Origin of the sequence: Pseudomonas sp. G11 (assembly GCF_029457515.1) — a bacterium.
Classification (GTDB): domain Bacteria; phylum Pseudomonadota; class Gammaproteobacteria; order Pseudomonadales; family Pseudomonadaceae; genus Aquipseudomonas; species Aquipseudomonas gorinensis.
Genome location: NZ_CP120377.1, coordinates 7485007 through 7497449, shown reverse-complemented (window position 1 = coordinate 7497449; position 12443 = coordinate 7485007). Strand labels below are relative to the sequence as shown.

At 59.0% G+C, this 12443-nt stretch carries 10 protein-coding genes; 8 read left to right on the top strand and 2 right to left on the bottom strand.

Features of this window, described 5'->3' with window-relative positions; genetic code table 11:
- Window positions 1-35: 35 nt before the first annotated feature.
- Window positions 36-1412, bottom strand: coding sequence for a glutamine synthetase family protein (locus tag P2T68_RS34590; RefSeq protein WP_003213894.1), 1377 nt, complete (start codon window positions 1410-1412; stop codon window positions 36-38).
- Window positions 1413-2021: 609 nt separating this feature from the next.
- On the opposite strand from P2T68_RS34590, the gene P2T68_RS34585 reads away from it, so the two are divergent.
- From P2T68_RS34585 to P2T68_RS34555, 7 genes are all read left to right on the top strand, one after another.
- Entirely contained in the window at window positions 2022-3380 is a 1359-nt protein-coding gene (locus tag P2T68_RS34585) for a glutamine synthetase family protein (RefSeq protein ID WP_017845082.1), read from the top strand.
- Between the two features lie 58 nt (window positions 3381-3438).
- Window positions 3439-4803: an aspartate aminotransferase family protein gene (locus tag P2T68_RS34580; protein ID WP_024077976.1), complete on the top strand. Its 1365-nt coding sequence runs from the start codon at window positions 3439-3441 to the stop codon at window positions 4801-4803.
- 207 nt (window positions 4804-5010) lie between these two features.
- Complete coding sequence (locus tag P2T68_RS34575) at window positions 5011-6105, top strand: polyamine ABC transporter substrate-binding protein (protein ID WP_041161317.1); 1095 nt, start codon at window positions 5011-5013, stop codon at window positions 6103-6105.
- A 239-nt stretch (window positions 6106-6344) separates the two neighbouring features.
- On the top strand, window positions 6345-7439 hold the full coding sequence (locus P2T68_RS34570; RefSeq protein ID WP_024077974.1) for a polyamine ABC transporter substrate-binding protein: 1095 nt from the start codon (window positions 6345-6347) through the stop codon (window positions 7437-7439).
- A 66-nt stretch (window positions 7440-7505) separates the two neighbouring features.
- Window positions 7506-8648 carry a polyamine ABC transporter ATP-binding protein gene (gene potA, locus P2T68_RS34565; RefSeq protein ID WP_024077973.1) on the top strand — a complete coding sequence of 381 codons (1143 nt, stop codon included), beginning with the start codon at window positions 7506-7508 and terminating at the stop codon, window positions 8646-8648.
- Window positions 8645-9565: an ABC transporter permease subunit gene (locus P2T68_RS34560; RefSeq protein WP_277378875.1), complete on the top strand. Its 921-nt coding sequence runs from the start codon at window positions 8645-8647 to the stop codon at window positions 9563-9565. The genes potA and P2T68_RS34560 overlap by 4 nt, the downstream gene beginning before the upstream one ends.
- Entirely contained in the window at window positions 9562-10446 is an 885-nt protein-coding gene (locus P2T68_RS34555) for an ABC transporter permease subunit (protein ID WP_024077971.1), read from the top strand. The genes P2T68_RS34560 and P2T68_RS34555 overlap by 4 nt, the downstream gene beginning before the upstream one ends.
- An 82-nt stretch (window positions 10447-10528) precedes the next feature.
- On the opposite strand, the gene P2T68_RS34550 is transcribed toward P2T68_RS34555, so the two are convergent.
- Window positions 10529-11170 (bottom strand): HD domain-containing protein, encoded by a 642-nt coding sequence (locus P2T68_RS34550; RefSeq protein ID WP_277378874.1) that lies wholly within the window; start codon window positions 11168-11170, stop codon window positions 10529-10531.
- 292 nt (window positions 11171-11462) lie between these two features.
- On the opposite strand from P2T68_RS34550, the gene P2T68_RS34545 reads away from it, so the two are divergent.
- Entirely contained in the window at window positions 11463-12428 is a 966-nt protein-coding gene (locus tag P2T68_RS34545; protein ID WP_150095207.1) for a GlxA family transcriptional regulator, read from the top strand.
- Window positions 12429-12443: the final 15 nt, after the last annotated feature.

Below are 12443 nucleotides of genomic sequence, written 5' to 3'. Positions count from 1 at the left end.
CAAAGGCCGGAGGCGTTTTTCAGTACAACCACTGCTTACACGGTATGCAGGTACCAGTTGTACTCAAGGTCGGAGATGGAGTGTTCGAACTCTTCCAGCTCACTTTCCTTACAGGCGACGAAGATATCGATGTATTTAGGATCGATGTACTTGGCCATCACCTCGCTGTCGTCCAACTCGCGCAAGGCATCGCGTAGGTTGTTCGGCAGGCTTTGCTCGTTCTGCTCGTAGCTGTTGCCTTCCACGGGAGCGCCCGGTTCGATCTTGTTGGTCAGGCCGTGGTGCACGCCTGCCAGGACCGAAGCCATCAGCAGGTAGGGGTTGGCATCGGCGCCGGCCACGCGGTGTTCGATACGCACGGCATCGGACGAGCCGGTCGGTACGCGAATCGCCACGGTACGGTTATCCAGGCCCCAGCACGGCGAGTTCGGCACGTAGAACTGTGCGCCGAAACGACGGTAGGAGTTGACGTTAGGGCACAGGAACGCCATTTGGGCGGGTAGGGTCTCGAGCACACCGCCGATCGCGTGACGCAATGCGGCGTTCTGCTCGGGATCCTCGCTGGCAAAGATGTTCTTGCCGTCCTTGTCCAGGATCGAAATGTGTACGTGCAAACCGTTGCCTGCCTGGCCTGGGTAAGGCTTGGCCATGAAGGTGGTGTCCATCTCATGGTCGTAGGCGATGTTCTTGATCAGGCGCTTGAGCAGTACCGCGTAGTCGCAAGCCTTGATCGGGTCGGCCACGTGGTGCAGGTTCACTTCGAACTGCGCCGGGGCACTTTCCTTGACGATGGCGTCGGCCGGGATGCCTTGTTCCTTTGCACCTTCCAGGATGTCCTGGAGGCAGTCGACGTATTCGTCGAGGTCGTCGATCAGGTAGACCTGTGTCGAGTGCGGGCGTTTGCCGGAGATCGGCGAGCGGGGCGGTTGCGGGCGGCCGTTCACGTTCTCCTGGTCGATCAGGTAGAACTCAAGCTCGAAGGCAGCACAGATGGTCAGGCCGAGGTCATCAAATTTGCTTACAACTTGGCGGAGCACTTCGCGCGGATCGGCGAAGAAAGGTTCACCTTCAAGTTCGTGCATGGTCATCAGCAGTTGCGCGGTAGGGCGCTTTTGCCAGGGTTCATTGCACAGGGTGTCAGGGATCGGATAACAGATTCGGTCAGCATCACCGATATCCAGGCCCAGGCCGGTGCTTTCCACCGTAGAGCCATTGATATCCAGGGCAAATAGAGAGGCAGGCAGGTTAATGCCCTTCTCGTAAACCTTGTGGAGGCTGGTGCGTTCGATGCGCTTACCGCGCACCACACCATTCATATCCGCAATTAGAAGGTCTACGTACAGAACCTCAGGATGATCCTTAAGGAACGCGTTCGCTTCGTTAAGCTGAACGGCACGCGGGGGTACCGACATGATGCAACACCTTTGTTGTTAAAAATATCAATCATTGATCTTTTCTGGTTTCAGTCAACCCGAACGGCATGCCGAAGTCAAGCGAGGCCTTTTTTGCCCTAAAAAAGCGCCTTGAGGGCTTTTTTGAGGCTTTTTGGGGCTGTTTTTTCGGTTTGACCGCCGTGGGACCAGCAGGCTTGAGCGGGCCGTGTTGTATTTTTTACGGGGGTGTTGTGTAAAAAAATGAACAAGGCTAAGCTCGATTCAAACCCATAACAGCAATAATACCGGGGTGTTTCATGTGTCTCCTGCCGCCACTTGGCGTCTTGGCCTGCTCCATACAGGCTTTGTCATCCGTTCATCCGTCCTGTGTGAACACCCGCGCCCCGGCCAATATTCTTGACGCTTCGGCGGACCTCTTCTATGCCTCTGCGCTTCCCTCGAATTTACCCCTGAACGGCTCCCGTGCAAGGTGCTGCTCATGATTCTGCACGACTTTGGCCTGAGGAATGCAACGCTGCAGCAAATGGCAGGTAAGCTCCTACTCTGAACGAAAAAAACGACGCGGATGCTGCGTCAACCAACGCCTGGCCTTTAATGGATGCCAGGAAACCCAGCCCAGAGGCATTTATGAGTAACAACCTCGACCAGCTCACCGATTGGTTGAAAGACCACAAGATCACAGAAGTCGAATGCATGATTGGCGACCTCACCGGCATCACCCGGGGCAAGATCTCGCCGACCAACAAGTTCATCGCCGAAAAAGGCATGCGCCTGCCCGAGAGTGTGCTGTTGCAGACCGTGACCGGCGATTACGTCGAAGACGACATCTATTACGAATTGCTCGACCCGGCCGACATCGACATGATCTGCCGCCCCGACCAGAACGCGGTATTCCTGGTGCCTTGGGCCATCGAGCCGACCGCCCAGGTGATCCACGACACCTACGACAAGCAAGGCAACCCGATCGAGCTGTCGCCGCGCAACGTGCTCAAGAAAGTCCTCAAGCTCTACGCCGACAAAGGCTGGCAGCCCATCGTGGCGCCGGAGATGGAGTTCTACCTGACCAAGCGCTGCGAAGACCCGGATTTCCCGCTGCAGCCGCCGATTGGTCGTTCCGGTCGCCCGGAAACCGGCCGCCAGTCCTTCTCCATAGAAGCCGCCAACGAATTCGACCCGTTGTTCGAAGACGTCTACGACTGGTGCGAGTTGCAGGAGCTGGACCTCGACACCCTGATCCACGAAGACGGCACGGCGCAGATGGAAATCAACTTCCGTCACGGCGATGCCCTGTCCCTGGCCGACCAGATCCTCGTGTTCAAGCGCACCATGCGGGAAGCCGCGCTCAAGCACGACGTGGCCGCCACCTTCATGGCCAAGCCGATGACCGGCGAGCCTGGCAGCGCGATGCACCTGCACCAGAGCATCATCGACATCGCCACCGGCAAGAACGTCTTCTCCAACGAAGACGGGACCATGAGCCAGCTGTTCCTCAACCACATTGGCGGCTTGCAGAAATTCATCCCCGAATTGCTGCCGCTGTTTGCCCCCAACGTGAACTCGTTCCGCCGCTTCCTGCCCGACACCTCGGCGCCGGTCAACGTGGAATGGGGCGAAGAAAACCGCACCGTCGGCCTGCGCGTACCGGATGCCGGCCCGCAAAACCGCCGTGTGGAAAACCGCCTGCCGGGGGCCGACGCCAACCCGTACCTGGCGATTGCCGCCAGCCTGCTGTGTGGCTACATCGGCATGGTCGAAGGCCATAACCCGAGCGCACCAGTGGTTGGTCGTGGCTACGAACGGCGCAACCTGCGCCTGCCGTTGACCATCGAAGACGCCCTGGAACGCATGGAAAACAGCAAGACCATCGAGAAATACCTGGGTCATAAATTCATCACAGGCTACGTCGCGGTCAAGCGGGCCGAGCATGAAAACTTCAAGCGCGTGATCAGTTCGTGGGAGCGGGAATTCCTGCTCTTCGCCGTCTGATGCGCCGGGCGTGCCGTGGGAACGGCGCGCCCTCACCTGAAAAGTCTAGGAGATTGGTATGTCCAGCAACAACCCGCAAACCCGTGAATGGCAAGCCTTGAGCAGTGAGCACCACCTGGCACCGTTCAGCGACTTCAAGCAATTGAAAGAGAAAGGCCCGCGGATCATCACCAAAGCCCACGGCGTTTACCTGTGGGACAGCGAAGGTAACAAGATCCTCGACGGCATGGCCGGCCTGTGGTGCGTGGCGATCGGCTACGGTCGCGATGAACTGGCCGACGCCGCCGCCAAGCAGATGAAAGAACTGCCGTACTACAACCTGTTCTTCCAGACCGCACACCCGCCGGTACTCGAATTGGCCAAGGCCATTTCCGACATCGCGCCTGCTGGCATGAACCACGTGTTCTTCACCGGTTCCGGCTCCGAAGGCAACGACACCATGTTGCGTATGGTCCGCCACTACTGGGCGATCAAGGGCCAACCGAACAAGAAAACCATCATCAGCCGCAAGAATGGCTACCACGGCTCCACCGTGGCTGGCGCCAGCCTGGGCGGCATGACTTATATGCATGAACAGGGCGATTTGCCGATCCCGGGCATCGTCCATATCGCCCAGCCCTATTGGTTCGGCGAAGGCGGTGACATGAGCCCCGAAGAGTTCGGGGTGTGGGCTGCCAACCAGCTGGAAGAGAAGATCCTGGAGCTGGGTGTGGACAACGTCGGGGCCTTTATTGCCGAGCCGATCCAGGGCGCCGGTGGCGTGATCGTACCGCCCGCGACCTACTGGCCGCGCATCAAGGAAATTCTCGCCAAGTACGACATCCTGTTTGTCGCCGATGAAGTGATCTGTGGTTTCGGCCGTACCGGTGAGTGGTTCGGTAGTGATTTCTACGACCTCAAGCCCGACATGATGACCATCGCCAAGGGCCTGACCTCGGGCTACATCCCGATGGGCGGCCTGATCGTGCGCGACGATGTGGTTGCCGTGCTGAATGAAGGCGGCGATTTCAACCACGGCTTCACCTACTCCGGTCACCCGGTGGCAGCGGCGGTTGCGTTGGAAAACATCCGCATCATGCGCGATGAAAAAATCGTTAACCGCGTTCACGACGAAACGGCACCGTATTTGCAGAAACGTCTGAGGGAGCTGGCTGACCACCCGTTGGTGGGTGAAGTACGCGGTGTCGGCATGCTCGGTGCAATTGAACTGGTCCAGGACAAAGCGACGCGCAAGCGTTACGAAGGCCGTGGCGTTGGCATGATCTGCCGCACCTTCTGCTTCGAGAATGGCCTGATCATGCGCGCCGTGGGCGACACCATGATCATTTCGCCGCCACTGGTGATCAGCAAGGCTGAAATTGATGAGCTGGTAACCAAGGCTCGGCATTGCCTGGACCTGACTTTGGCGGCATTGCAGGGCTAAGTGCTAGGCTCAGTGCGCGGTGGCTTTGCCGCTGCGTCTGGGCAGCTATAAATATGCATGTATAAATCGAGGGCTTTGGTTGAAAGCCGGCCCTCTAAGTTGCCAGACTGTCGCCCTGTTTTGTTGCCCTTTGTGGGCCGCGAAACACACACAAGCTTGTGGCCCAAAAAAGAAAAATTGGAGCATCACCAAATGAAGGCATTAGGTTTGAAGAACGCGGGCAAGACCCTCCTCGCCTTGTCCCTGATGGGCGCAATGGCAGGCGCGGCCCAGGCAGACGATAAAGTGCTGCACGTCTATAACTGGTCCGACTACATCGCTCCGGACACCATCGCCAACTTTGAAAAAGAGTCGGGCATTAAAGTGGTGTACGACGTTTTCGACAGTAACGAGACCCTGGAAGCCAAGTTGCTGGCAGGCAAGTCCGGCTACGACATCGTCGTACCGTCGAACAACTTCCTTGCCAAGCAGATCAAGGCTGGGGTCTACCAGGAGCTGGACAAGTCCAAATTGTCCAACTACGGCAACCTGAACAAAGCCCTGCTCAAAGCCGTGTCGGTCAGCGACCCGGACAACAAGCACGCATTCCCGTACATGTGGGGCTCGATCGGTATCGGCTACAACCCGGAGAAGGTCAAGGCTGCGCTGGGCGTGGACAAGATCGATTCGTGGGACACCCTGCTCAAGCCGGAAAACATCGCCAAGCTGAAAAGCTGCGGCGTGAGCTTCCTCGATTCGCCAACCGAAATGCTGCCAGTGGCGCTGCATTACCTGGGCCTGCCGACCGACACCCAGAAAAAAGAAGACTTGAAGAAAGCTGAAGATCTGTTCCTCAAGATCCGTCCTTCGATTGGCTACTTCCACTCGTCCAAATACATCTCCGACCTGGCCAACGGCAACATCTGCGTGGCCGTGGGCTACTCGGGTGACATCCAGCAGGCCAAGTCCCGCGCGGCTGAAGCCGGTGGCAAGGTCAAGGTGGCCTACGACATTCCGAAAGAAGGCGCTGGTAGCTTCTACGACATGGTCGCCATCCCTAAAGATGCCGAAAACGTCGACGCTGCCTACAAGTTCCTGAACTACCTGCTCAAGCCGGAAGTCATGGCGAGCATTACCAACAGCGTCCGTTTCCCGAACGGTAACGAAAAAGCCACCGCACTGGTCGATAAAGACATCACCAGCGACCCGGGCATCTACCCGCCGGCGGAGGTGCAGGCCAAGCTCTACGCCATTGCTGACTTGCCGGCGGCAACCCAGCGTGAAATGACACGCAGCTGGACCAAGATCAAGTCGGGCAAATAAGCGAGGAAACCTGTAGCAGCGAGCTTGCTCGCGAAAATCGTCAACGATAACGCAGCGCCTCTGGTCGCCCGCGTTGCCTGTGAGTTCTTCGCGAGCAAGCTCGCTCCTACAAAGAGCGGCAACCGTACAGTAATTAAATGACAGAAAGTTTTGCCGGATCGGTTTATCGAGGGTAAGTTGCGCGCCGGTTTTGTTGCCGGGCAACAACTTTGGGCCCAACTATTTAAGAGGACCTCCACTTGCCATTTTCTTTATTTCGCAAAGCCTTGCTGGTGGGTGCAGGTATCACGCTGGCTGTCAGCGTGCAGGCCGCATCGACCGTGCATGTTTATAACTGGTCGGACTACATCGGGCCCGACACCCTGGCCAACTTTGAAAAAGCCAGCGGCATCAAGCCGGTGTATGACGTGTTTGACTCCAATGAAACCCTGGAAGGCAAGTTGCTCGCCGGGCGCACGGGTTACGACGTGGTCGTGCCGTCCAACCACTTCCTCGGCAAGCAGATCAAGGCCGGAGCATTCCAGAAGCTCGACAAGTCGTTGCTGACGAACTACGCCAACCTTGATCCGGCGTTGCTCAAGCGCCTGGAAAAGAACGACCCGGGTAACCAGTACGCTGTACCGTACCTGTGGGGCACCAACGGCATTGGCTACAACGTCGATAAAGTGAAGGAAGTACTGGGTGTCGACCATATCGACTCGTGGGCCGTGCTGTTCGAACCGGAAAACATGAAGAAGCTGGCGTCCTGCGGCGTGTCCTTTATGGACTCGGCGGATGAAATGCTGCCGGCAGTACTCAACTACATGGGCCTCAACCCCAACAGTACCAACCCGGACGACTACAAGAAGGCCGAAGAAAAACTACTGAAAGTGCGTCCCTACGTGACCTACTTCCACTCTTCCAAATACATCTCCGACCTGGCCAACGGCAATATCTGCGTGGCTGCCGGGTTCTCCGGTGATGTGTTCCAGGCCAAGGCCCGGGCGGCCGAAGCGGGTAAAGGCGTGAACATCGCCTACGCGATTCCGAAAGAAGGCGGCAACCTGTGGTTTGACGTGCTGGCGATTCCCAAGGATGCCACCAACGTCAAGGAAGCCCACGCCTTTATCAACTATTTGCTGCAACCTGAGGTGATCGCTCAGGTCAGTGATCACGTCGGTTATGCCAACCCTAACCCAGGGGCGGACAAACTGATGGAGCAATCGATACGCACCGACGCAGCGGTTTACCCACCGCAGGCGGTTCTCGACCGGACATTCGTCAACTTCGAGCTACCCCCGAAGGTGCAGCGTTTAATGACCCGTAGCTGGACCAAGGTCAAGACGGGCAAGTAAGGCTCTAACTATCCAAGGTTCGCCCACCTCGGGCGAACTGCACTCTTTTTTTTGGGAGTTTCGTAAATGGCAGTTGCCTCCGGCGCCTATAAGAAAGCCCTCGAGGGCGACCAGACACCGAAAAAGGTGCTGGTCAAAATCGACCGGGTCACGAAGAAGTTCGACGAGACGATTGCCGTGGACGATGTGTCCCTGGAAATCAAGAAAGGTGAGATATTCGCCTTGCTCGGCGGTTCGGGTTCGGGCAAATCCACCTTGCTGCGCATGCTCGCAGGCTTTGAGCGCCCCACCGAAGGTCGCATCTACCTCGACGGCGTGGACATCACTGATATGCCGCCCTACGAGCGGCCGATCAACATGATGTTCCAGTCCTACGCCTTGTTCCCGCACATGACCGTGGCGCAGAACATCGCGTTCGGCCTGCAGCAGGACAAGATCCCCAAGGCCGAAGTGGATGCGCGCGTGGCCGAGATGCTCAAGCTGGTACAGATGAGCCAGTTCGCCAAGCGCAAGCCGCACCAGTTGTCCGGCGGCCAGCGTCAGCGCGTGGCCCTGGCCCGTTCCCTGGCCAAGCGCCCGAAACTGCTGCTGCTCGATGAGCCGATGGGCGCACTCGACAAGAAACTGCGTTCGCAGATGCAACTGGAACTGGTGGAAATCATCGAGCGTGTCGGCGTGACCTGCGTCATGGTGACCCACGATCAGGAAGAGGCCATGACCATGGCCGAGCGCATCGCAATCATGCACCTGGGCTGGATCGCCCAGATCGGCAGCCCGGTCGACATCTACGAGACCCCCACCAGCCGCCTGGTGTGCGAATTCATCGGCAACGTCAACATCTTCGACACCCAGGTGGTGGACGACGCCGAAGGCCACGCGGTACTCAAGTGCCCGGACCTGGACCGCGACATCTACGTGGGCTACGGCATCGCCACAGCGGTCGAAGACAAGTCGGTGACCTACGCCATCCGCCCGGAAAAACTGCTGGTGACCACCGAAATGCCGACCTGCGAGCACAACTGGTCCAGCGGCAAGGTGCACGATATCGCCTACCTGGGTGGCCACTCGGTGTTCTACGTCGAGCTGCCGAGCGGCAAGCTGGTGCAGTCCTTCGTTGCCAACGCAGAGCGCCGTGGCCAGCGTCCGACCTGGGGTGACCAGGTGTACGTATGGTGGGAAGACGACAGCGGCGTGGTACTTCGCTCATGAATATGAAAAAGTTCAAGCGCCAGCTGCAACGAATAACCCCCGGTGGCCGGCATGTGGTCATCGGGATCCCTTTCCTCTGGCTGTTCCTGTTCTTCATGCTGCCGTTCTTCATCGTCCTGAAGATCAGCTTTGCCGAAGCCGACGTGGCGATCCCGCCATACACCGAGATCTACACCTTCGTAGAGCAGAAGTTGCAGTTGGTGCTGAACCTGGCCAACTACGCGATGCTCGGCGATGACGAGTTGTACATCGCCGCGTACCTGGGCTCGCTGAAGATGGCGTTTTTCAGCACCATCCTCTGCCTGGTGATCGGCTACCCGATGGCCTATGCGATTGCCAGTGCGCGCAAGGAGATGCAGACCGTACTGGTGCTGCTGATCATGATGCCGACCTGGACCGCGATCCTGATCCGCGTGTATGCGTGGATGGGCATTCTCAGCAACAACGGCTTGCTCAATGGCTTCCTGATGTCCATGGGCCTGATCAACGAACCGTTGCAGATCCTCAACACCAACATCGCGGTGTATATCGGCGTGGTCTATTCGTACCTGCCGTTCATGATCCTGCCGCTGTACGCCAACCTGGTGAAGCATGACCAGAGCCTGTTGGAAGCCGCGTCAGACCTCGGGTCGAGCAGGTTCAACAGCTTCTGGAAGATCACCGTGCCGCTGTCCAAGAACGGCATCATCGCCGGCTGCATGCTGGTCTTCATTCCGGTAGTGGGCGAGTTCGTGATCCCGGAACTGCTTGGCGGCCCGGAAACCCTGATGATCGGTAAAGTGTTGTGGCAAGAATTCTTCAACAACCGTGACTGGCCGGTGGCCTCTGCCCTGGCGGTGGTGATGCTGGCGATCCTGATCGTGCCGATCATCCTGTTTAACCGCAGCCAAGCCAAAGAGATGGAGGGCAAGATATGAAGCGCGTCAGTTTCTCAAGCTTCATGCTGGTGGCGGGGTTGTTGTTCATCTACCTGCCGATGCTGATTCTGGTGATCTACTCGTTCAACGAATCCAAGCTGGTGACAGTGTGGGGCGGTTGGTCGATCAAGTGGTACGTGGGCCTGCTGGACAACACCCAGTTGATGGGCTCGGTGGCGCGCTCCCTGGAAATCGCCTGCTACACGGCGGTGGCGGCGGTGGCGCTGGGCACCTTGGCCGCGTTCGTCTTGACGCGCATCAGTCAGTTCAAAGGCCGTACGCTGTTCGGCGGCCTGGTGACTGCACCGTTGGTGATGCCGGAAGTGATCACCGGTCTGTCGCTGTTGCTGCTGTTCGTGGCGATGGCGCAGATGATCGGCTGGCCCCAGGAGCGTGGCATTGTCACCATCTGGATCGCCCACACCACGTTCTGCGCGGCCTATGTGGCGGTGGTGGTGTCGGCGCGCCTGCGTGAACTGGACCTGTCGATCGAAGAAGCGGCGATGGACCTGGGGGCGCGGCCGTGGAAGGTGTTCTTCCTGATCACCATCCCGATGATCGCGCCGTCGTTGGCGGCCGGTGGGATGATGTCGTTCGCGCTGTCCCTGGATGACCTGGTACTGGCCAGCTTCGTGTCGGGCCCGGGTTCGACCACCTTGCCGATGGAAGTGTTCTCGGCAGTGCGCCTGGGGGTTAAACCCGAGATCAACGCCGTGGCCAGCCTGATTCTGCTGGCGGTATCGCTGGTGACCTTCCTGGTGTGGTTCTTCAGCCGGCGTGCCGAAGAAATGCGCAAGAAGGCGATCCAGCAGGCGATCGAAGAAGCAGCGGCGGATGGCTGGCAGCAGCCGGATGTGCGTCGGGCGCCAGCGCCGGTCTAAAAGCCTGCGCGGTCAAAATGTGGGAGGGGGCAAGTCGAAACGTCGCACCGCCCCTCCCACAGTTGATTGCATTTCAACTCCGCTACGCCAACCACGGCGACTGGCGAATCACCTCGACAAAATTCATCGGCTTGAACCCCGGCTCCTGGTCCACCAGCACATCGGTCTTCACGTTGCCAAACGTGGTCTGCGGACGATGGCGCAAGCCGTCGGCGAAGGCGCAGATGATGCATTCCTTGAACCCTTCACCACGTGGATGCGCATGCACCACGGCTTCGCGCTGCACGCTGGGAAAGGCGGCGTAGTCCATGCCCAGCACGTCCATTTCCACGCCAGCCGTCACCAGCGCCACGGTCGGGCGCAGATGCTGTGGCACACCCGGTGTGGTGTGTAGGGCGATGGACAGCCACACCTGTTCGATATCGTCGTCGCTCAGTCCGTAGGGCTTGAGAAAATCCGCCGCTGCGTTGGCACCGTCTATTTCGAAACGCTCGTTGTCACTGCGATGGCCTTCCACCAGGCCCAGGTCATGGAACATCGCACCGACGTACAGCAACTCGGGGTTGTAGGCCAGTTGCCTGCGCTCACCGCTCAAGGCGCCGAACAGGAATACCCGGCGGGAGTGGTGGTAGAGCAGGTCGGATTCAATGTCGCGGATGTACTCGGTGGTGGCCTTGGCCAGGGCGCTGTCCGGGATCTTGATGCCGGCGATGGTGGTGCTCATGGTGGTTCTCCTCTGGAAAGCATCCAGTCTGGCCGCGCGCCCGTGAAGCGGCCATGGTGGCGAGGGGGCGATCCCGGCCAATCTGCCGTCACATCGTGCCAAGGGGAAATCGACTAGGGTGTAGCGGGCGATATCACTCTCGAAGCCTGCGAAAATCAAAATGTGAGAGGGGGCTTGCCCCCGATAGCTGAGCACCAGGCACTGCATCTGCTGACTGATACAACGCCATCGGGAGCAAGCTCCCTCCCACAGGGTTTGCATTTTATTCCGCTAGAAAAAGGTGTCTGTGAGCATGCACAAGACCGTCGCCATCCTGATCTTCCCCGGCGTCCAGTCACTGGATGTGACCGGCCCCCTGGATGTGTTCTGCGAAGCCAATCGCTTTCTGCCGCCCCAGGATCACTACCAGATGGAGGTCATCGGGCTGGGCCACGGCACCCTGGCTGCCTCCAACGGTTTGTCATTGCAGGCCCACCGGCACTACAGCGAAGCCCTGCAAGCCTATGACCTGCTGCTGGTCCCCGGTGGCCCGCAATTGCCCTTCGAGGAATTTGGCGCCCCGTTCGATGATTGGCTGCGTGGTGCAACCGCCCGGGCGCGGCGCTTCGGTTCAATCTGCAACGGCGCCTTCACGCTGGCGCGCGCCGGGCTGCTGGATGGAAAAACCGTCACGACGCATTGGAATGATGCGGCAGGCCTGGCGCGTTTGTGCCCCCGCGCCCAGGTCGAAGCTGACCGCCTCTACGTGCAAGACGGCAACCTCTACACCTCGGCTGGCGTCACGGCGGGTATCGACCTCTCGCTGTACCTGTTGGCCCAGGACCATGGCCCGGAGGTGGCGCTGAGCGTGGCCAAGCGCCTGGTGGTGTTCACCCAGCGCTCGGGCGGGCAGTCACAGTTCAGCCCGTTCCTCACGCCCCATGCCGAAACCACCTCGGCGGTAGCGCTGGTGCAGGTGTACGTCTTGGCGAACCTGACCGGTGACTTGACCATCGCCGACCTGGCCAAGGCCGCGAATATGAGTGCGCGTAATTTCTCTCGGGTGTTCACCCGTGAAGCGCGGATAACGCCTGCGGAGTTTGTCGAGCGGGCGCGGGTGGATGCGGCGCGGATGATGCTCGAAAGCAGTCCCGCGCCGCTCAAGACCGTGGCCTATCAGTGCGGTTTTCGCGATGCGCAGCACATGCGCAGCGTGTTCAATCGCCGCCTGGGCGTGACGCCGCAACAGTTCCGGCGCAACTTTGCGGCGCCGCTCTAAACGGAACACACCATG

Coding starts and splice junctions, on each gene's coding strand:
- P2T68_RS34550 (WP_277378874.1), bottom strand. CDS start 11,170: ATGAGCACCACCATCGCCGGCATCAAGATCCCGGACAGCGCCCTGGCC.
- P2T68_RS34555 (WP_024077971.1), top strand. CDS start 9,562: ATGAAGCGCGTCAGTTTCTCAAGCTTCATGCTGGTGGCGGGGTTGTTG.
- P2T68_RS34545 (WP_150095207.1), top strand. CDS start 11,463: ATGCACAAGACCGTCGCCATCCTGATCTTCCCCGGCGTCCAGTCACTG.
- potA (WP_024077973.1), top strand. CDS start 7,506: ATGGCAGTTGCCTCCGGCGCCTATAAGAAAGCCCTCGAGGGCGACCAG.
- P2T68_RS34585 (WP_017845082.1), top strand. CDS start 2,022: ATGAGTAACAACCTCGACCAGCTCACCGATTGGTTGAAAGACCACAAG.
- P2T68_RS34560 (WP_277378875.1), top strand. CDS start 8,645: ATGAATATGAAAAAGTTCAAGCGCCAGCTGCAACGAATAACCCCCGGT.
- P2T68_RS34590 (WP_003213894.1), bottom strand. CDS start 1,412: ATGTCGGTACCCCCGCGTGCCGTTCAGCTTAACGAAGCGAACGCGTTC.
- P2T68_RS34580 (WP_024077976.1), top strand. CDS start 3,439: ATGTCCAGCAACAACCCGCAAACCCGTGAATGGCAAGCCTTGAGCAGT.